An 18,342-nucleotide genomic window follows, 5' to 3' on the forward strand; every position below is an offset into this window, starting at 1 on the left:
GATCTGGAACATCAACATCGACAATAACGGCGATTGTCGTCTGAGGGCATGACGGCGCGGAAATTTTACGGTAACGTTGCCGCTGGGAGGACTGTTAGAAGAGTGCCGGAACCGGTTTTGCCGGCCGGCGTTTCCACGATATCGTCTCCCGAAATTCAGATGCCAGCTTGCATGACGATGCCGTGCGACATTGACAATGCCCGCACGAAAAACAGGGTCCAAAAATGGTTTCTTCTTCCTCGCCCGACACGCTTATCGATCTTTCCGGGCACTGGTCCCTGTCGTCTGCGGAAGGAGATCATCGCACCGAAATCCCGATCCCTGGCGACGTTCATACGGCGCTGAAAAATGCAGGCATCATCCCCGACCCCTATCACGGCCGCAACGAGAACGACGTGCAATGGGTCGCGCACCGCGACTGGCTGATCGAGCGCACCTTCGTGGTCGAAGACGTCGACGTAAGCTGGTATCTCGATATCGATTATCTCGACACCGTCGCCATCGTCTACATCAACGACGCCCCGGTGCTGACCAGCGACAATTGCTTCCGGCGGTATCGCCCCGATGTTTCGAATGCGCTGCGTCCCGGTGAAAACACCATCCGCATCCGCTTTCACTCCAACATTACCGCCGGTGCGGAACGGCAGGCACGGCAACCCTTTTACATTCCCTACCACGAAGGCAACTCGCCGATTGCCAACGGCAACATGCTCAGAAAGCCGCAATGCCACTTCGGCTGGGACTGGAACATCGCCATCGCCCCGCTTGGCCTTTACGGCACGATTGCCCTGAAGCGGCTGGACACAGCCCGCATCGAACATGTCGTCACCTCGCAACACCATGTCGAAGGTGGCGTCGAACTGCATGTGGCAGTGACGCTTTTTGCCGAACACGCCGCAAGCGTTACCCTGCACCTGTCGCTGGATGATGAAAGACTGCGTCTCGATTGCGGTGTCGGCGCTGGCGAGACGACGATCCAGCACGTATTTTTCGTCGAGAACCCCAGGCTCTGGTGGCCGGCGGGCAGCGGTGAACAGGCGCTCTACACGCTGACTGTCGATTTGCCGGATGAGACCGTGACGCGCCAGATCGGTCTGCGAACCGTCGAGCTTCTGACGGACAAGGATGAAGCGGGCAGCCGTTTTGCCTTCCGCATCAACGGGCGCGAGATCTTCTGCCGTGGCGCCAACTGGATTCCGGCCGATGCCCTGCACTCCCTGACGAGCCGCGAAAAGACCGAGGATCTCCTGTGCTCCGCTGCGGAAGCCAACATGAACATGATCCGGGTCTGGGGCGGCGGCTTCTATGAACAGGACTGGTTCTACGATCTATGCGACCGGCTTGGCCTGATGGTCTGGCAGGACTTCATGTTCGCCTGCAACCTTTATCCCTGCAGCGAGGATTTTCTGGAAAATGTGGAGCACGAGGTCACCTATCAGGTGCAGCGGCTGTCTTCCCATCCCTCGCTCGTGCTGTGGTGCGGTGACAACGAACTGGTCGGCGCGCTGACGTGGTTCAAGGAATCCCGCGATAACCGCGACCGTTATCTGGTTGCTTATGACCGCCTGAACCGCACCATCGAACGCGCCCTCAAGAAGGCGGCGCCCGAAGCGCTCTGGTGGCCCTCAAGCCCCGCCTCCGGTTATCTCGATTATGGCGACGCGTGGCACGCGGATGGATCTGGTGACATGCACTACTGGTCGGTCTGGCACGAGAACAAGTCGTTCGACAATTACCGCTCCATCAAGCCACGCTTCTGCTCGGAATTCGGCTTCCAGTCCTACACCTCCATGCCCGTCATCCGCACCTATGCGGAGGAAAAGGACATGAACATCTCCTCCCCGGTGATCGAACTTCACCAGAAGAACGCCGGTGGCAACGAGCGCATCGCCGGCACGATGTTCCGCTACTTCCGCTTCCCGAAAGACTTTGCAAGTTTCGTTTATCTGAGCCAGGTGCAGCAGGCGGTGGCAATCCGCACGGCTGTCGACTACTGGCGCTCACTGAAACCGCATTGCATGGGAACGCTCTACTGGCAGCTCAACGACACATGGCCGGTCGCGTCATGGTCGAGCCTGGATTACGGCGGCAGCTGGAAGGCCCTGCACTACGCCGCCCGCCGTTTCTTCCAGACGGTCACGGTGGTGGCGATCCCGTCAGAGGATGGCAAGAGGCTCAGTTTCTCGATGGTCAACGACAATGGCGAAGACGTCGAGATCGACATCAACATCCTGGCATTGACGATGGATGGAAACCGCATCCCGCTGAAATCCGCCAATGGCACATGCGGGCCGGATGCTGCGGCCGTTCTGACCGAAATCGATCTTGCCAGCCTGCCGGATGGCGCGTTGCTGGCATGGAACTTCATCGCCTCCAACGGCATGACGGGTGAAGGCCACCATGTCCGTGACACCTACAAGGCGCTGGAAATGCAGTCTTCCGGGCTGACATTCATCACCAGGGCACTGCCGAACGGAGAGTTCGAAATCGACGTGACGGCAAAGGGGCTTGCACTCTTCGTCATGCTTGAGGCTGATCTGCCCGGTCGTTACTCCGACAACCTTTTCGATCTGGCAGCGGGTGAAACACGCCGCGTACTGTTCACGCCGAAAGACGAAAACAGACACGGCAGGCAGCCGCATTTCACCATTCTCGACCTTCAATCCTGCTAGGTCGTCGACACCGTATTGAAGGTGACAGGCAAACACTCTAACCATTTCAATGACGAACAATCCCGCTCCACGGCGGGCTTGTCTCATCCAGTTCACAGGTTGCCGGTGTCTTCGGCAACTCTCATCAGCAAGTGGAGGAAAGACATGGCTTGGCAACCGGCCGAAAACCGTTATGCGTCCATGAAGTACAATCATTGCGGCCGTTCGGGCCTCAAGCTTCCGGCGATCTCGCTGGGGCTCTGGCACAATTTCGGCAATGACACCCCGCACCAGACCAAACAGGCAATCTGCCGCCGTGCGTTCGACCTCGGCATCACCCACTTCGATCTCGCCAACAACTACGGTCCGCCACCCGGCAGCGCCGAAATCGCCTTCGGTGAAATTCTGAAGACCGATTTTGCCGGCTACCGCGATGAGCTCGTCATCTCCTCCAAGGCCGGATACAACATGTGGCCGGGTCCTTATGGCGAATGGGGCAGCCGCAAATACCTCATCTCGTCCTGCGATCAGAGCCTGAAGCGCATGGGCCTCGACTATGTCGATATCTTCTATTCGCATCGCTTCGACCCGAACACGCCGCTTGAAGAAACCTGCGGCGCGCTGGATCAGATCGTCCGGTCCGGCAAGGCGCTCTATGTCGGCATTTCCTCCTACAACTCCAAGCGTACGCGCGAGGCTGCGGCGATCCTCAAGGATCTCGGCACGCCCTGCATCATCCACCAGCCGAGCTATTCGATGATCAACCGCTGGATCGAGGAAGACGGCCTGGTCGATACGCTCGAGGAACTGGGCGTCGGCTCCATCGTCTTTTCGCCGCTGGCACAGGGCATGCTGACGACGAAATATCTCGGTGGTGTGCCAGATGGCAGCCGCGCGACACAGGGCAAGTCGCTCAATCCCGCTTTCCTGAACGATCAGAATGTCGAAAACATCCGCGCTCTGAACCGTATCGCCGAAAAGCGCGGCCAGACACTGGCGCAGATGGCGATTGCCTGGGTTCTGCGCGGTGGCCGCATCACGTCGGCGCTGATCGGCGCCAGCCGGGTCGAGCAGGTCGAGGATTGCGTGAAGGCTCTCGACAATCCCGACTTCACCGCCGAGGAACTGGCGGAAATCGATCGTTACGCACGCGATGCTGACATCAATCTGTGGGCGAAATCCGCAGAACGCAAATAACAAAAAGAGACGGCCGCCCGGTTTTTCCGGGCGGCCTGACGACCATCGGAATGCCCGCAAAAATCTCCAAACAAGAGATTAATTTTCGCTGCTAAGCATTAACAACCATTACATAAATGTAATTTTAAATTCAGTTTCCGTTCATTCGTTTATTCGTAAATTCCTCTCATCGAAACAAGAGGAAACACTCATGAAAAAGTTCATCACCGTTCTTCTGGCCGCAACCGTTCTCGCTGCTCCGATGGCACAGGCACAGAGCCGTCACGACGACCGTCACCGCAGCGTTCGCATCGAACGCGAAGTCACCACCAAGAAGGTCATCGTCAAGAAGCATCGCTGGGATCGTGGTCAGCGCCTCTCCGCTGGTGAACGTCGCAACTACATCGACCGCCGCGACTACCGCCGTTACCGTCTGTCCGAACCGCGCCGTGACCAGCGCTGGGTTCGCGTCGACAACCAGTTCCTGCTCATCAACGCCGTCAGCGGCCTGATTGTTGGCCTGGCTGCAGCACGCTAAGGCAAGCACCGGCATCAAAAGAAAAGGCCCGCTTTCGCGGGCCTTTTTTATTGGTCATTTTCCGCAATCAGAAAATGTCAGCACCGCTGCCCCACGGGCCATGCGGCTTGTCCACACCGTCGGTGCGCTCGAAGCCGTGTGCGCCGAAGAAGTCGCGCTGTGCCTGGATGAGGTTCGCGCTGCCGCGGCCACGACGGTAAGCGTCGAAATAACCGAGAGCCGACGCCAGAGCCGGAACCGGCAGACCGGACAGAACGGCGTAGGAAACGACGCGACGCAGCGGCGCATCGGTGTCCTTCACCATGGTCGAGAAGGCCGGCGTCACGATGAGGTTGGCCACATGCGGGTCCTTCGTGAAGGCCGAGGTGATCTCATCGAGGAACTGCGAGCGGATGATGCAACCAGCGCGCCAGATGCGGGCGATCGTCGGCATCGGCAGGTTCCAGTTGAACTCGTTCGAGGCTGCCGACATGATGGCGAAGCCCTGCGCATAAGCACCGATCTTCGCGGCCAGAAGCGCGCTTTCCAGATCGGCGATGAAGGCCTTCTTGTCAGCCGGGGAATCGACGAGGCCCGGCAGACCGAAGATCTTTTCGGCAGCTTCGCGCTCATCCTTCTGCGAAGACAGGATACGGGCTGCAACGGCCGCTTCGATGGCGGTGGCAGCAACGCCCATGTTCTGTGCTTCGATGACCGACCACTTGCCGGTGCCCTTCTGGCCGGCCTTGTCGAGGATCAGGTCGACCATCGGCTTGCCGGTGATCGGGTCTGCGGCGCGCAGAACCTTTTCGGTGATCTCGATCAGGTAGGAGTTGAGACGACCCTTGTTCCACTCGCCGAACACGTCAGCGATTTCAACGGCGCTCATATTCAGGCCGTCGCGCAGGATGCCGTAGATTTCGGCGATCATCTGCATGTCGGCATATTCGATGCCGTTGTGAATGGTCTTGACGAAGTGACCGGCGCCATCGTTGCCGAGCCATGCAACGCACGGGTCTTCGTTGTACTTGGCGGAGATGGAGGTCAGAACCTTCTCGACGCGCTTCCAGCTGTCTTCCGTGCCACCGACCATGATCGACGGTCCGTGACGGGCACCTTCTTCACCACCGGAAACACCCATGCCGATGAAGGTCAGGCCGCTGTCCTTGAGGTTGTCGAAACGGCGGATGGTATCGCGGAAGTTCGCATTGCCGGCGTCGATCATGATGTCGCCGTTGGCCAGGTGCGGCTTGAGGATTTCCATCTGCTGATCGACCGGATCGCCGGCCTTGATCATGATGATGATCGGGCGTGGAGGACGAATGGCGGCGACGAATTCCTCAATGGTTTCGCAGGGGATCAACTGACCCTGCAATTCGCCAGCCTCGGCGTAGAATTTTCTCGTAGCTTCCGGGGTCCGGTTGAAAACGGCAATCTTGTTGCCCTTTTCTGCGATGTTCAATGCCAGGTTCGAGCCCATGACACCGAGACCGATCAAACCGATTTCTGCCTGTTCCACGGATGTGCCTCCATCTTGCTTTTTGAGTGGTCGTGTTGTGGCACTGTAATGAACAAACAGCAAGGCTGAGCCGGGCTTAAACGATTAAATTTTGATGACGCAAGTCAGCTTTGCATATTTGCTTGAGGTCCATAAGCTGGAGTTATGGCGGATCGGCGACATCCTCTCAGGACGGTTTTGGCCTGTCGTCACCGTCATCGAGCACGCGCCACGCCGCTCCATCCATATCGTCATACTGGCCCGCTTTCAGCGACCAGAGAAAGGCGAAAAGACCGAGGCCGCCGAGAAACAACGCCACCGGTATCAGGTAGATCAGCATGTTCATGCCGTCTGCACTCCCTGCCCCAGATGCACGGCCGGCATGTCGATTTCGGTTCCGGCCCTGTCGGCGCCAGCAAGACGCAGGGCATTGGCGACAACGATCAAGGACGACGTCGACATGGCAATCGCCGCGATCATCGGTGTGGCATAACCGGCAATGGCAACAGGCACGGCGATCACGTTGTAGCCAATCGCCAGGGCAAAGTTCTGGCGGATCAGTTGCCCTGCCCGCCGCGCCGTATCGATGGCGAACGGCACGGCCTCCAGGCTCTCATGCATGAAGACGAAATCAGCCGCCTGGCGGCCGATGTCGGCGGCGGTCGCCGGTGCCATCGACACATGCGCGGCGGCAAGCGCCGGCGCGTCGTTGATGCCATCGCCCACCATCAGCACACGCTTTCCCTCGCCCGCAAGCATCACGCAGCGCGCCGCCTTGTCCCTGGGCGAAAGCTCCGCGCCCCACCTGTCGATGCCAAGCCGCTCTGCCAGCATCCTCACCGCCGCCTTGCGGTCGCCGGACACGACTTCGCTGCTGATGTGCCATGCACCGAGCCGGTCGAGCACATCAGCCCCACCGGGTCGCAGACTGTCCTCGAATGCGAAAGCCGCCAGCAATTTTCCATCCTGCGACAGCACCACCTCGGAGAGCGTGCCCGCATCGTCGCCTCCGATGTCGGAGGGGCATGCGAAACGGCGATTGCCGAGCCTGTAGATGCCGGAGGCGGTGACGGCCTCCACCCCCGAACCCGGAATTTCGCTGACCGTGTCATATGAGGGAATGGAGCCCTGACGTGCATCGTAAAGCGCCCTGGACAACGGATGGTTCGAATGAGCGGCAAGCCCCGCAGCAATCGCCATCGTCGTGTCGGGCACATCGGCGGAACCCACGAGACGTGGCCTTCCAGATGTCAACGTTCCGGTCTTGTCGAACAGCACCGTGTCGATGTCCGCCAGCCGTTCCATCGCAGACCCGTCCTTGACCATCACGCCGCGCCGGAAGAGCCGTCCTGCGGCCACCACCTGCACCACGGGTACGGCAAGGCCAAGCGCGCATGGGCAGGTGATGATGAGCACGGCAATGGCAATCAGCATGGCCTGTTTCCAGTCACCACCGAAAATGCCCCAGCCAAGGAATGTCAGCAGAGCCAGCAGATGCACGACGGGCGAATAATAGCTGGCGGCGCGGTCGGCGATGCGGCGATAACGCGCCCTGCCTCCTTCGGCCGCTTCCATCAGTGCAATCACTTCCGAAAGGAACGACTGTTTCGCCGAGGCCGTGACACACGCCGTAAGTGAACCGGTGAGGTTCAGCGTACCGGCCTGCAGATGATCGCCGCTCTCCACGCGGCGCGGCGCGCTTTCGCCATTGACGATGGACATGTCGAGATCGCTGCTGCCGCTTGTAACAGTCGCATCGACAGGCACCCGCTCTCCCGCCACGATTGCAATCGTGTCGCCCGGTTTGATCTCATCGAGTGGCCGGTAATCGCGCGAACCGCTGGCATTGACCAGCATTGCCCCACGCGGCGAAAGCCTTGCCAGACCGGCAATGGCCGAACGCGCCCTGTCGCGCATGATGTGATCCAGCGTGCGGCCGATCAGCAGGAAGAACAGCAGTGACACGGTGGCATCGAACCAGGCATGTGCGCCGTGATGGATCGTTTCCCACAGCGAGACGGCATAGGAGAGTGTGATAGCAAGCGCAATCGGCACGTCCATGTTGGTCCGGCCGTGTTTCAGCGCATTCCAGGCCGAGATGTAAAAGAAGCGACCGCCATAGATCAGCGCCGGTGCGGCAATCATCGCCGAGATCCAGTGGAACATGTCGCGGGTCGCCGCATCCGCACCCGACCAGACCGATACGGACAAAAGCATGATGTTGGCAGAGGCAAAACCGCAGAGTGCCACAGCGCGGATGAGCTGCTTGCGCAGTTCATCCGAGGCATCCTGACTGGCCGAAAAAAGATGCGCCTGATAACCGGTTGACTGGATAGCGCCGACAAGCTCGGCCGGATCGGTCTTGATCCCCGCAACTGCGTCTCTCCAGACGATGGCCACGCGCCGCGAGGAAAGATTGACGCGTGCCCGCTCGACGGCTGGATGCCCCTGCAACGCGCCTTCAATGGTGGAGATGCAGGTGCCGCAATAAACACCCGGCACGCTCAGATCCGTCTGGCGAAGGCCCTGACCCAGATCGCGGCTTGCCAGCAACAGCTCTTCGGCAGATGGCGGATTGCCGCCATTTAACGCAAGCGAGCCTTCCGTTCCCGGTGCACAGCAGCTCATGGGCGTCCCCTGATAATGGCGATGCGGGTGCCCTCATGCACGATCACCCGGCCATCCTTGACGGCGATCACTTCGACGATCCATTGGCCCGGCAGCACGTCATGAGAACCGGTAAACACGCCTGTCGAAACCGGAGTAAGTTCCATATCGAAGTTCTGATGCTCCCCCACCGGTCGGCGGAAATGCGCCGTGACCGTGTCAGTCGCGACCGGTCCGGTCTGCGGATGAAATATCTCGTAGCGCATGCCGTTCCTGTCGACGGAAAGCCTGCCTTCGATACCGGTCGCCGCCCGCGCCTTGGCGGCTTCCGCCTTGCCGTTGAACTGCTGGCTGGCGACATAAGTGTTCTGAACCACCAGCCCGCTCCAGCTTGAGACGGCATTCCAGGCCATGATCATGTTGACGGTGATGATCGTACCGAAGAACAGCACCATCACACCCAGCATGTGCCAGCCGGTAAAGGTAAAACCCGGCGCTTGCGATTTCTGGACAGTCATTTTTTCACTCCCGGGCCATTGAAGACGGCGTCGTAACGCGCCGTTTCATGGCCCTGCACATCGCTGACAATGAATTCGAAATTTTCCGACGCAGAGGAGACGTCCTCTCCCGGCAGGGTGACGAACACCTTCAATGTCGTTGCCTCATCCGGCTCCACCAGCACATCGAAGCTGCGCGACGGATCGGCCTGCACGCCGTTGATCTTCATCACCGCATTCGCAATGCCGTCGATGGTCAGGCTGACGGTACGCGGCTCCGGCACCATGTTGAGAATACGCACCGTATAGCCGTTGCGGATCGAGCCATTCGATTCCAGCACATATTGCGGATTTCGATCGTGCAGCACGTTGACCGCCAGACGGTCGCGGGTTGCGAGCGCCACCAGCAGCCCGACACCGATTGCCGCCCATGCAACCGTGTAGATGATCGTCCGTGGACGGAAAATGATGCGCCAGTCGAACTGGCGAACGGCGGCTGCAAAATTGCCATCCGCATTGCGGACATTGCCGGGGCGTATCTCATGACGTCCGCCACCGGTCGCGAGCGCCATGTTCGACTGGTATTCGGCAAGTGTGGCATAGGCGATCAGCCCCTGCGGCTTTCCGGTCTTGGCCATCACGCCGTCGCAGGCATCAATGCACAGCGCGCAGGTGATGCATTCGAGCTGCTGCCCGTCGCGAATATCGATGCCCATGGGACAGACCGCGACGCAGGCGTTGCAATCGACGCAATCCCCCACCGGTTCGCCGGCCGCAACCGCCCTTTTCGCATGGCGCGAACGCGGCTCGCCACGCCAGTCATTATAGGTCACGACCAGCGAGTTCTCATCCAGCATCGCCGCCTGGATGCGCGGCCAGGGACACATGTAGGTGCAGACCTGCTCCCGCATCAGCCCGCCGAACACATAGGTCGTCGCCGTCAGGATCGCGACGGTCATATAAGCGACCATCGCCGCCTGCCCCGTCATGAACTGCCAGGCGAGTGTCGGTGCATCGGCGAAATAGAAGATCCAGGCACCACCCGTCGCAACACCGATCAGCAGCCATATGCCGTGCTTGAGAACACGCTTGCGCACCTTGTCGAAGGTCCAGGGCCCGGCATCGAGTTTCATCCGGGCGTTTCTGTCACCCTCGATGGCGCGCTCGACGACCAGAAACAGATCGACCCATACCGTCTGCGGACAGGCATAACCGCACCACGCGCGCCCGACCGCAGAGGTGATGAGGAAAAGTCCAAGCCCTGCCATCACCAGAAGCCCGGCAATGAAGAAGAATTCCTGCGGCCAGATCTCGATGAACAGGAAGTAGAATCGGCGATTGGCAATATCGATCAGCACCGCCTGATCCGGCGCAAAGGGCCCACGATCCCATCTGAGCCACGGTGTCAGATAATAGATGCCGAGCGTGACCAGCATGACCAGCCATTTGAAGCGGCGGAAACGACCCTCGGCGCGTTTGGGAAAGATTTTCCGGCGTGCCTCATAGAGCGGCTTGCGCAGTCTGGCGGAGTTCACCGCCTCCGCCTCAAGCCGTTCAGGGGATGGTCCGGCGCTTTGCTGATCGGCGCGGTAAATATTCATGATGCAAGGTCCGTTGCTACTGCTTGCGTTTTCCCATCTGGCTGGGGAAATATCCTTGACTTGCATCAAGTGAGGACAAAGTGGCGCAGGCAGACCGCGCGCCACCAAATGGGAGGTCCACATGCCCGTCATGCCATCGAAGATCGTCCACCTGTCGATCGACAGACCCTGGAAAGAGGTTTGTGACTTTGCATCCAACCCGCAAAACATGCCGCTCTGGGCGGCCGGACTTGCCAGCGGCCTGACCCGCAACGGTGATGAATGGATTGCCGATGGCGGCGCGGTCGGATCGGTGCATGTGCGCTTTGCCGCAACGAACGATCTCGGCGTCATCGACCATGTCGTGACCATGCCCGACGGCCTGAAGGTCTATAACGCCTTGCGGGTCACGCCGAATGGCGATGGTGCAGAAATTGCCTTTACCCTGCTGCAACTTCCCGGCATGACAGACGATGATTTTGCACGCGATGCAGGTCTTGTGAAAACCGATCTCGATACGCTGAAATCGATCGTCGAACGGAGCTGAAGGAGGAGCACATGAGCGAAACTGAAAACGACAGAAGGATCGATTATGTCGAATTCAATGTGTCAGACATTGAAGCGAGCAAAGCCTTTTATGGCGGCGCCTTCGGCTGGACCTTCAAGGACTACGGTCCGCAATATTGTGAGTTCTCCGATGGACGGTTGACCGGTGGTTTTACGACGACAGCACCAGTCACCGCCAAGGGCGGAGCGCTGGTCATTCTCTACGCATCGGACATCGAGGCGGCACAAAACCGCGTCGAATCGGCCGGAGGAAAGATCAGCCTGCCGATTTTCGAGTTTCCCGGCGGTCGCCGTTTTCACTTCACCGATCCGGATGGCTATGAACTGGCCGTATGGTCAAAAGCCTGATCGGGAGATGCATTGAACATGACTGCGACAACACCGCCCTTTTCGCTCGTCGGCCTAGACCATGTCGTCTTCATCGTCGACGACATGGCGCGCGCCCTCGATTTTTACCGGAACGTTCTGGGATGCACGAACGGCTACACCTATCCGGCACTTGGCATGGAACAGGTCTGGTGCGGAAACTCCCTGATCGTTCTCTGGGATGTGACCCATCCCGGCGGCACGAAGGCGGCACCGCCCGTCGCCGGTGGCCGCAATGTCGATCACATCTGCATTGCGACCGGACCGCTGAACCATGAGACGCTTCGCGCTCATCTGGCGAAACACGACGTGACCATCGAACAGGAAGCCTTCCACGGTGGCGCACGGGGAATGGGGCATTCCTTCTATTTCCGCGATCCCTTCGGCAACAAGATCGAACTGAAAGGCCCGGCCGAGTATCCCGATGGCCGCGCCGCCTGACCGTATCGACCAGACGAAAAAGGGGCGCTTCGAGCGCCCCTTCTTTATTTGATGATCTGGATTCGACGATCTGGCGTCCCTTATTCGCCGCCCCCCAGCGAATGCACGAAGATGGCAAGCTGCTTGACCGTGGTGTCACCAAGACGTCCACCCCAGGCGGGCATGACGCCGTGCTTGGGCGAACGGATCTGTGAGACGATGCCCTGCTCGCCATGCGCTTTCAGCCAGATGGCATCGGCAAGATCGGGCGCGCCGAATTCGCGGTTGCCCTTGGCATCCTCTCCATGGCACGAGGCGCAATTGTCGGCGAAGACCTGCTTGCCGGGCTCCACCAGCGCCGGATCGGAAGGCGTTCCGGTCAGGCTGACGACGTAGGCCGCCACCTCGCGGATTTCCGATGTCTCGAGAATATCACCGAATGCCGGCATTTCCGAAATGCGTGTATCCGCGTCCTCGGCAAAGCGAATGCCGTGGTTGATGGTGGTATAGATGTCCTCGACGCTACCGCCCCACAGCCATTCGTCATCATTGAGGTTGGGGTAACCCTGGCTCCCCTCGGCACCGGAGCCGTGACATTGAATGCAGTTGACCTTGAAGGCGGCCGCACCGCCCGATAGCGCGAACTGCATCAATGTGCTGTCGGCCTGGATATCCTCGAGCGAGGCGCTGGCGATCCTGTCGAGTGAGACGCTCTGCGCATCCTTGGCGGTGGCAATTTCGGCGGTAATGTCAGCGCGGCTGCTCCAGCCGAGCACGCCTTGTGTCGCGCCGTTGATCAGCGGCCATGCCGGAAAGGCAATGGTGTAACCGATGGCCCAGAGAATGGTGGCGTAGAAGGTCCACACCCACCATCTCGGCATCGGGTTGTTCAGTTCACGAATGCCGTCCCATTCATGGCCGGTTGTTTCGACGCCGCTCAGCTTGTCTATATGTTTGTCGGCCATATCCTAGTCCTCCTTCAGAGGGATGCTGGCGGCATCGTTGGCCGCCTTCTTGCCGCCGGGACGCAGGGTGAAAACCACAACGCCGACGAAAAACAGCGCCATGGCAAGCAGGCCCCAGCTATCGGCGAAGTGACGCATGGCTGTGTAGGTTTCCATGGTCTCTCCTCACCGGTATCCGGCTGCATCGTCATAGGTCGAGAAATCGACCAGCGTGCCGAGCATCTGCAGATAAGCGACCAGCGCATCCATCTCGGTCAGCCTGGCCGGATCGCCGTCGAAATCGCCGATCTTGGCCTTGGGGTAGCGCTGCAATACACCGCTGGTATCGGCATTCGGGTCGGCCTGCGCCGCAAGGTCGGCAGCCGCACTGTCGATCATCTCGTCGCTATAGGGCACGCCAACGGCACGATTTGCCTTCAGTTCCATCGAAACGTCGGTCACCTTGAGAGGTGTCGTCTTGAGGAAGGCGTAAGACGGCATGATCGATTCCGGCACCACCGAACGCGGGTCGGCCAGATGCTGTACGTGCCATTCGTTCGAATAACGATCGCCGACACGGGCAAGATCGGGCCCGGTTCGCTTCGAACCCCACTGGAACGGGTGGTCGTACATGGATTCGGCCGCCAGGCTGTAATGGCCATAACGTTCCACCTCGTCGCGGAACGGGCGGATCATCTGGCTGTGGCAGACGTAGCAGCCCTCACGGATGTAGATGTTGCGCCCGGCCAGTTCGAGCGGTGAATAAGGCCGCATGCCCTCCACCTTCTCGATGGTGTTTTCAAGGTAGAACAGCGGCGCGATTTCCACGATACCGCCAATCGAAACGACGAGCAGCGAACCGACGAGAAGCAGGGTGGCGTTGCGTTCTATGAGCTGGTGTTTGTCAAGAAGCGACATGGTTGCTCCTCCTTATTCGGCCGGCTGGGCAACGACGGGATAGCTTCCGGCAATCGGAGCCTCCTCCCGCTCGTAACCGCGCGCGGTCATGTAGACGTTGTAGGCCATGACGAGACCGCCGCAGAGGTAGAGCCCCCCGCCGACCGCACGCAGGACGTAATACGGGAACAGCGCCGCAACCGATTCCGCGAAGGAATAGACGAGGAAGCCCTGCTGGTCGTATTCGCGCCACATCAGCGCCTGCTGGATACCGGCAACCCACAGCACGGCGGCGTAGATGACGATGCCGAGCGTTGCGAGCCAGAAGTGCCAGTTGACCATGCGCAGGCTGTAAAGCCGGTCGCGGTTCCACAGCTTCGGTGTCAGATAATAGATGGCGCCGAAGGTAATCATGCCGACCCAGCCGAGCGCGCCCGAGTGCACGTGGCCGATCGTCCAGTCCGTATAATGGCTGAGCGAATTGACGGCCTTGATCGACATCATCGGCCCCTCGAAGGTCGACATGCCGTAGAAGGCGATGGCAATCACCATCATGCGGATGATCGGATCGGTGCGGATCTTGTCCCATGCGCCCGAAAGCGTCATCAGGCCGTTGATCATGCCACCCCACGACGGCATCCACAGCATGATTGAAAACACCATGCCGAGCGTCTGCGCCCAGTCGGGCAGCGCTGTGTAATGCAGGTGGTGCGGACCTGCCCAGATATACATGAAGATTAGCGCCCAGAAGTGGATGATCGACAGGCGATAGGAATAAACCGGGCGACCGGCCTGCTTCGGCACGAAGTAATACATCATGCCCAGGAAGCCTGCGGTCAGGAAGAAACCGACGGCGTTATGGCCGTACCACCATTGCGTCAGCGCATCCTGCACGCCCGCGAAGGCCGAATAGCTTTTGACACCGAGGAAGGAAACCGGGATCGCCAGATTGTTGACGATGTGCAGCATGGCAATCGTCACGATGAAGGCGAGATAGAACCAGTTCGCCACATAGATATGCGGCTCCTTGCGCATCAGGATCGTACCGAGAAACGCGATGAGATAGGCGACCCAGACAATCGTCAGCCAGATGTCGACATACCATTCCGGTTCGGCATATTCGCGTCCCTGGGTAATCCCGAGCAGATAGCCGGTGGCCGCCATGACGATGAAGAGATTGTAACCCCAGAACACGAACCAACCGAGGTTGCCGCCAAAAAGGCGGGCGCGACAGGTTCTCTGAACCACGTAGAAGGACGTGGCAATCAGCGCATTTCCCCCGAAAGCGAAGATCACCGCCGACGTGTGCAGAGGCCGCGTGCGGCCGAAATTGAACCAGGGCGCGACATTGAGATCGGGATAGGCAAGCTGCAGAGCGACGACCACGCCGACCAGAAAGCCGACGCCCCCCCAGAACACGGTCGCGACCACGCCGTATTTTACCACCTCGTCAAAATACTCGGACTGGCGCTGCGTCTTCGCAGCCTGACCAACCGGCGCAAAGGACACACGGCGCAGCAACAGAACGGTGCCGACAAGCAGCGTGAAGAACAGAACCCACATATGGGCTTCAAAAAGACTGTCGTGAGCGAAGGCCGCTCCGAGCAGCGCGAAAAAGGCCCCGAGGGCCACCATCGCAATTTCCAAGGTATAGTTCATTGTTGGTTTCCCCCAACGTCAAGCGGATCGACGCCAGGCGCGAGCAGCTTTCGAAAGCGGAAACCGGCCTTTGCGTCAGGGGGAGCATTGCCACCGACCGCGGGAAACAGCCTTGATTCAGATCAACGGAAAAAGAGCTGCTGGAAGCGGCCTAGCCCTTCATTTTCAGAGGCAGGCCGGCGGCGATGAAATAGACCTCGCCTGCGATGGCGGCAACGCGCTGGTGCAGGCGGCCGGCATGATCGCGAAACTCCCGTGCCATGCGGTTTTCCGGCACGATGCCGAGGCCGACCTCGTTGGACACGAAGATCAACCTCGCCCTTGCCTTGCCGATATGCTCTTCAAGCAATGAGAAGACAGCCTCGATATCGGCCTCTTCCATCATCAGGTTGGTGAGCCACAACGTCAGGCAGTCGATCAGGACGACATTGTCAGGCGCGTCGATCTCACGCAGCACGGACACGATATCGACAGGCGCTTCATGGGTGATCCACTCTTCACCGCGTCGGTCCCGATGGTGGGTAATGCGTTCGCGCATCTCGTCATCCCACGCCCGGCCGGTGGCGATGTAATGCGCCTGGCCGCCTGCCGCCTTGACCAGATCTTCGGCGAAACGGGATTTTCCGGAGCGAGCGCCGCCGAGAACGAGAACAGAGCGTGAAGTATCAGTCATGCGAACCAGAAGAGAAATCTGAAGGAGAGCCGATGTCATTGCGGCGATACCACAAGCCGCAAGCCGCCGCGTCATGAAAAGAGAACGATTCGTAGATCAAGAGGCGTTCTCCCGGTCGATCATGCCGGACTGCTGCGATACCGTTTCAAAGGGCCGAACCCGCCCGCACCATGCGGACATCAAAGCGCAGCTTTCGATAAAACGGAAACACCGGACTCTCTGGAAAAAGGCTAGGTCCGAACGCGCTTTCTGTCAATCGAGCGTGACGCGCGGAAACATCGGATCTGGGTCGGCAACCGGGACGCAAAACCTTTTCCGGTGCCGACAGGCAGCGTTCGTTGCCTGTGCGTCATTGATAGCCGCAACATGGTTACCGGAACGTTAGCGCCGGACGCGATCTCATGCCATCGATGCAAGACAGGGCCATTTTAAGCTGTTTACTCGCCCTGCCATTGCATCAAAAGCGATTCCGGTTCGCGCGCCTATGCGCTAACCTTCGCGCGACATCCGGTTCGCAAGATTCGCAAACAGCAAAGGTTCTCGCCCACGATGACCACCATGGACTATGTGGCATTCGCTCTCTTCATCCTGCTGTGGATGAGCTATACGCACCTCACCACGAAGTCGACCTGGTTTTCGAGAACGAGCCTGAACCGGGCGATGGCCGAACGTCGCCGTGAATGGATTTACAACTCCCTGAAACGCGACCTGAAAATGATCGATACGCAGATCATGGCGGGCCTGCAGAACGGTACGGCGTTTTTCGCCTCCACCTCGATCTTCGCCATCGGTGGCTGTTTCGCGCTGCTGGGTGCCACCGACCAGGTCGAATCGGTGTTTCGCGACATGCCCTTCGTGCATTACGGCGGCCGCACCGCCTTCGAATTGAAGGTTATCGGCCTCACCTGTCTTTTCGGTTATTCCTTCTTCAAGTTCGGCTGGTCCTACCGCCTGTTCAACTATTGCACCATTCTGTTCGGCGCCATTCCGATGGTGCACGACGCCAATGCCGATCAGGCCGCCGCCGAACGCGCCGCCGAAAACGTCATTCGCATGAACATCATCGCCGCGAAGAATTTCAACGACGGCCTGAGAACCATCTTCCTGTCGATCGGTTATCTCGGATGGTTCATCAGCTCCTATGTTTTCATCGCCACCACCACCATCATCATCGTTGCCCTGCTGCGCCGCCAGTTCTTTTCGGAGGCACGGCTGGCGATCATGGATGAATCGAAGCCTTGAAATCGCCTTACTTCGAAGGCCAAGCCCGAAGCAACGAAACCTCAGCGTGAAACAGCTCCCGACATGGAAACAGATAGTGTGGCGCAACCGCCTCGTCCCAAAGGCCGCATAGGCGGGCTCGATACCCTGCGCGGCATTGCGCTGCTGGCCATGGCCTCCTACCATTTCACCTGGGATCTGGAGCTGTTCGGCTATCTGGAGCCCGGCACGGCAACCGAGGGCCTGTGGAAGCTTTATGCCCGTGGTATCGCCACATCCTTCCTGTTTCTGGCGGGTTTCAGCCTGTATCTGGCACATGGCAAGGGCATAAACTGGGCCTCGTTCAACAAGCGCTTTGCCATGGTCGCAGGTTCTGCCCTGCTGATTACCGTTGCGACCATCTTCGCCTTCCCCGACAGCTTCATTTTCTTCGGCATCCTGCACACCATTGCCGCGACAAGCCTGATCGGTCTCCTCTTCCTGCGTGTGCCGGCGTTGCTGACGCTCGTGGCTGCTGTCGTCGCGTTTGCCCTGCCGCATTATGGCCAGTCGGACCTGTTCAACAGTCGCTGGCTGGCCTGGATCGGCTTTGCGACGCTACCGCCACGCTCCAACGACTATGTGCCGCTTTTGCCCTGGCTTGCCCCTGTGCTGGTTGGTATCGCGACCTCGAAATTCGTGGTGCCGCGCGGATGGCTGGACCGTTTCCGCACGCCAAGCGCGCCGCGCAACGTCATTGCGCTCGCCGGTCGCCACAGCCTGCTGTTTTATTTGGTGCATCAACCGCTGCTGCTCGGCATCGTCTACGTTGCCTCGCAGATCGCCCCGCCGCCACCGGTCGATCAGGTCGAACTCTACAAGTCGAGCTGTGAGAAAAGCTGCATGCAGCAGGAAAACAGCGTGGACCTATGCCAGCGCTTCTGCGGCTGCACGCTGGAGAAGCTGCATGCGGAAAATCTGTTCGATCAGATGATGGAAGGCAGCCTGTCGGCAGAACAGCAGTCGAAGATCACCGACGTTGCATCGCAGTGCACGGTGGAAGCGCAATAGCGCTTCCCGCCAACAGGTA

General features: G+C 59.4%; 18 protein-coding genes. 8 read left to right on the forward strand and 10 right to left on the reverse strand.

Annotated elements, in window-relative coordinates:
• Nucleotides 1-224: 224 nt before the first annotated feature.
• The 3 genes from HWX89_RS18030 (at nucleotide 225) to HWX89_RS18040 (ending at nucleotide 4,365) form a co-directional block, all read left to right on the forward strand.
• Complete coding sequence (locus tag HWX89_RS18030; RefSeq protein ID WP_138792515.1) at nucleotides 225-2,672, forward strand: beta-mannosidase; 2,448 nt, start codon at nucleotides 225-227, stop codon at nucleotides 2,670-2,672.
• Nucleotides 2,673-2,816: 144 nt separating this feature from the next.
• Nucleotides 2,817-3,848, forward strand: coding sequence for an L-glyceraldehyde 3-phosphate reductase (mgrA, locus tag HWX89_RS18035; protein ID WP_138792516.1), 1,032 nt, complete (start codon nucleotides 2,817-2,819; stop codon nucleotides 3,846-3,848).
• Nucleotides 3,849-4,038: 190 nt separating this feature from the next.
• On the forward strand, nucleotides 4,039-4,365 hold the full coding sequence (locus HWX89_RS18040) for an RcnB family protein (RefSeq protein ID WP_138792517.1): 327 nt from the start codon (nucleotides 4,039-4,041) through the stop codon (nucleotides 4,363-4,365).
• 67 nt (nucleotides 4,366-4,432) lie between these two features.
• On the opposite strand, the gene gnd is transcribed toward HWX89_RS18040, so the two are convergent.
• From gnd to ccoG, 5 genes are all read right to left on the reverse strand, one after another.
• A complete protein-coding gene (gene gnd, locus HWX89_RS18045) occupies nucleotides 4,433-5,863 on the reverse strand; it encodes an NADP-dependent phosphogluconate dehydrogenase (RefSeq protein WP_138792518.1) in 1,431 nt (476 codons plus the stop codon).
• 166 nt (nucleotides 5,864-6,029) lie between these two features.
• Nucleotides 6,030-6,188 (reverse strand): cbb3-type cytochrome oxidase assembly protein CcoS, encoded by a 159-nt coding sequence (ccoS, locus tag HWX89_RS18050; protein ID WP_138792519.1) that lies wholly within the window; start codon nucleotides 6,186-6,188, stop codon nucleotides 6,030-6,032.
• A complete protein-coding gene (locus tag HWX89_RS18055) occupies nucleotides 6,185-8,470 on the reverse strand; it encodes a cation-translocating P-type ATPase (protein ID WP_138792520.1) in 2,286 nt (761 codons plus the stop codon). The genes ccoS and HWX89_RS18055 overlap by 4 nt, the downstream gene beginning before the upstream one ends.
• Nucleotides 8,467-8,967: a FixH family protein gene (locus tag HWX89_RS18060; protein ID WP_138792521.1), complete on the reverse strand. Its 501-nt coding sequence runs from the start codon at nucleotides 8,965-8,967 to the stop codon at nucleotides 8,467-8,469. The genes HWX89_RS18055 and HWX89_RS18060 overlap by 4 nt, the downstream gene beginning before the upstream one ends.
• Nucleotides 8,964-10,547: a cytochrome c oxidase accessory protein CcoG gene (gene ccoG, locus HWX89_RS18065; protein WP_138792522.1), complete on the reverse strand. Its 1,584-nt coding sequence runs from the start codon at nucleotides 10,545-10,547 to the stop codon at nucleotides 8,964-8,966. The genes HWX89_RS18060 and ccoG overlap by 4 nt, the downstream gene beginning before the upstream one ends.
• Before the next feature lie 121 nt (nucleotides 10,548-10,668).
• Between ccoG and HWX89_RS18070 the strand changes: the two genes are divergently transcribed.
• From HWX89_RS18070 to HWX89_RS18080, 3 genes are read left to right on the forward strand one after another with little or no spacing between them, the layout of a single operon-like run.
• Nucleotides 10,669-11,073: an SRPBCC family protein gene (locus tag HWX89_RS18070; protein WP_138792523.1), complete on the forward strand. Its 405-nt coding sequence runs from the start codon at nucleotides 10,669-10,671 to the stop codon at nucleotides 11,071-11,073.
• Between the two features lie 11 nt (nucleotides 11,074-11,084).
• The gene (locus HWX89_RS18075; RefSeq protein WP_138792524.1) at nucleotides 11,085-11,441 is read left to right on the forward strand and encodes a VOC family protein; all 357 of its coding nucleotides are present in this window, start codon (nucleotides 11,085-11,087) and stop codon (nucleotides 11,439-11,441) included.
• 18 nt (nucleotides 11,442-11,459) lie between these two features.
• Entirely contained in the window at nucleotides 11,460-11,900 is a 441-nt protein-coding gene (locus HWX89_RS18080; RefSeq protein ID WP_138792525.1) for a VOC family protein, read from the forward strand.
• A gap of 80 nt (nucleotides 11,901-11,980) precedes the next feature.
• Here HWX89_RS18080 and ccoP read toward each other — a convergent pair whose 3' ends face one another.
• From ccoP to cobU, 5 genes are all read right to left on the reverse strand, one after another.
• The gene (ccoP, locus tag HWX89_RS18085) at nucleotides 11,981-12,844 is read right to left on the reverse strand and encodes a cytochrome-c oxidase, cbb3-type subunit III (RefSeq protein ID WP_138792526.1); all 864 of its coding nucleotides are present in this window, start codon (nucleotides 12,842-12,844) and stop codon (nucleotides 11,981-11,983) included.
• Between the two features lie 3 nt (nucleotides 12,845-12,847).
• Nucleotides 12,848-13,000, reverse strand: coding sequence for a cbb3-type cytochrome c oxidase subunit 3 (locus HWX89_RS18090; RefSeq protein WP_138792527.1), 153 nt, complete (start codon nucleotides 12,998-13,000; stop codon nucleotides 12,848-12,850).
• A gap of 9 nt (nucleotides 13,001-13,009) precedes the next feature.
• Nucleotides 13,010-13,741, reverse strand: coding sequence for a cytochrome-c oxidase, cbb3-type subunit II (gene ccoO / locus HWX89_RS18095; protein ID WP_138792528.1), 732 nt, complete (start codon nucleotides 13,739-13,741; stop codon nucleotides 13,010-13,012).
• A 12-nt stretch (nucleotides 13,742-13,753) separates the two neighbouring features.
• Nucleotides 13,754-15,379 carry a cytochrome-c oxidase, cbb3-type subunit I gene (ccoN, locus tag HWX89_RS18100; RefSeq protein WP_138792529.1) on the reverse strand — a complete coding sequence of 542 codons (1,626 nt, stop codon included), beginning with the start codon at nucleotides 15,377-15,379 and terminating at the stop codon, nucleotides 13,754-13,756.
• A 151-nt stretch (nucleotides 15,380-15,530) separates the two neighbouring features.
• Entirely contained in the window at nucleotides 15,531-16,052 is a 522-nt protein-coding gene (gene cobU, locus HWX89_RS18105; protein WP_138792576.1) for a bifunctional adenosylcobinamide kinase/adenosylcobinamide-phosphate guanylyltransferase, read from the reverse strand.
• Between the two features lie 549 nt (nucleotides 16,053-16,601).
• Here cobU and HWX89_RS18110 point away from each other — a divergent pair.
• Entirely contained in the window at nucleotides 16,602-17,294 is a 693-nt protein-coding gene (locus HWX89_RS18110) for a DUF599 domain-containing protein (protein WP_138792530.1), read from the forward strand.
• Between the two features lie 63 nt (nucleotides 17,295-17,357).
• Nucleotides 17,358-18,323 carry a heparan-alpha-glucosaminide N-acetyltransferase gene (locus tag HWX89_RS18115; RefSeq protein WP_138792531.1) on the forward strand — a complete coding sequence of 322 codons (966 nt, stop codon included), beginning with the start codon at nucleotides 17,358-17,360 and terminating at the stop codon, nucleotides 18,321-18,323.
• Nucleotides 18,324-18,342 lie beyond the last annotated feature (19 nt).

Source organism: Rhizobium sp. RM, from assembly GCF_013390595.1.
Classification (GTDB): Bacteria; Pseudomonadota; Alphaproteobacteria; order Rhizobiales; family Rhizobiaceae; genus Agrobacterium.

Excerpts from the sequence above, each read along its gene's own strand:
- HWX89_RS18030 (WP_138792515.1), top strand. The coding sequence starts at position 225 with ATGGTTTCTTCTTCCTCGCCCGACACGCTTATCGATCTTTCCGGGCAC.
- mgrA (WP_138792516.1), top strand. The coding sequence starts at position 2,817 with ATGGCTTGGCAACCGGCCGAAAACCGTTATGCGTCCATGAAGTACAAT.
- HWX89_RS18040 (WP_138792517.1), top strand. The coding sequence starts at position 4,039 with ATGAAAAAGTTCATCACCGTTCTTCTGGCCGCAACCGTTCTCGCTGCT.
- ccoS (WP_138792519.1), bottom strand. The coding sequence starts at position 6,188 with ATGAACATGCTGATCTACCTGATACCGGTGGCGTTGTTTCTCGGCGGC.
- HWX89_RS18055 (WP_138792520.1), bottom strand. The coding sequence starts at position 8,470 with ATGAGCTGCTGTGCACCGGGAACGGAAGGCTCGCTTGCGTTAAATGGC.
- HWX89_RS18060 (WP_138792521.1), bottom strand. The coding sequence starts at position 8,967 with ATGACTGTCCAGAAATCGCAAGCGCCGGGTTTTACCTTTACCGGCTGG.
- ccoG (WP_138792522.1), bottom strand. The coding sequence starts at position 10,547 with ATGAATATTTACCGCGCCGATCAGCAAAGCGCCGGACCATCCCCTGAA.
- HWX89_RS18070 (WP_138792523.1), top strand. The coding sequence starts at position 10,669 with ATGCCCGTCATGCCATCGAAGATCGTCCACCTGTCGATCGACAGACCC.
- HWX89_RS18075 (WP_138792524.1), top strand. The coding sequence starts at position 11,085 with ATGAGCGAAACTGAAAACGACAGAAGGATCGATTATGTCGAATTCAAT.
- HWX89_RS18080 (WP_138792525.1), top strand. The coding sequence starts at position 11,460 with ATGACTGCGACAACACCGCCCTTTTCGCTCGTCGGCCTAGACCATGTC.
- ccoP (WP_138792526.1), bottom strand. The coding sequence starts at position 12,844 with ATGGCCGACAAACATATAGACAAGCTGAGCGGCGTCGAAACAACCGGC.
- HWX89_RS18090 (WP_138792527.1), bottom strand. The coding sequence starts at position 13,000 with ATGGAAACCTACACAGCCATGCGTCACTTCGCCGATAGCTGGGGCCTG.
- ccoO (WP_138792528.1), bottom strand. The coding sequence starts at position 13,741 with ATGTCGCTTCTTGACAAACACCAGCTCATAGAACGCAACGCCACCCTG.
- ccoN (WP_138792529.1), bottom strand. The coding sequence starts at position 15,379 with ATGAACTATACCTTGGAAATTGCGATGGTGGCCCTCGGGGCCTTTTTC.
- cobU (WP_138792576.1), bottom strand. The coding sequence starts at position 16,052 with ATGACTGATACTTCACGCTCTGTTCTCGTTCTCGGCGGCGCTCGCTCC.
- HWX89_RS18110 (WP_138792530.1), top strand. The coding sequence starts at position 16,602 with ATGACCACCATGGACTATGTGGCATTCGCTCTCTTCATCCTGCTGTGG.
- HWX89_RS18115 (WP_138792531.1), top strand. The coding sequence starts at position 17,358 with ATGGAAACAGATAGTGTGGCGCAACCGCCTCGTCCCAAAGGCCGCATA.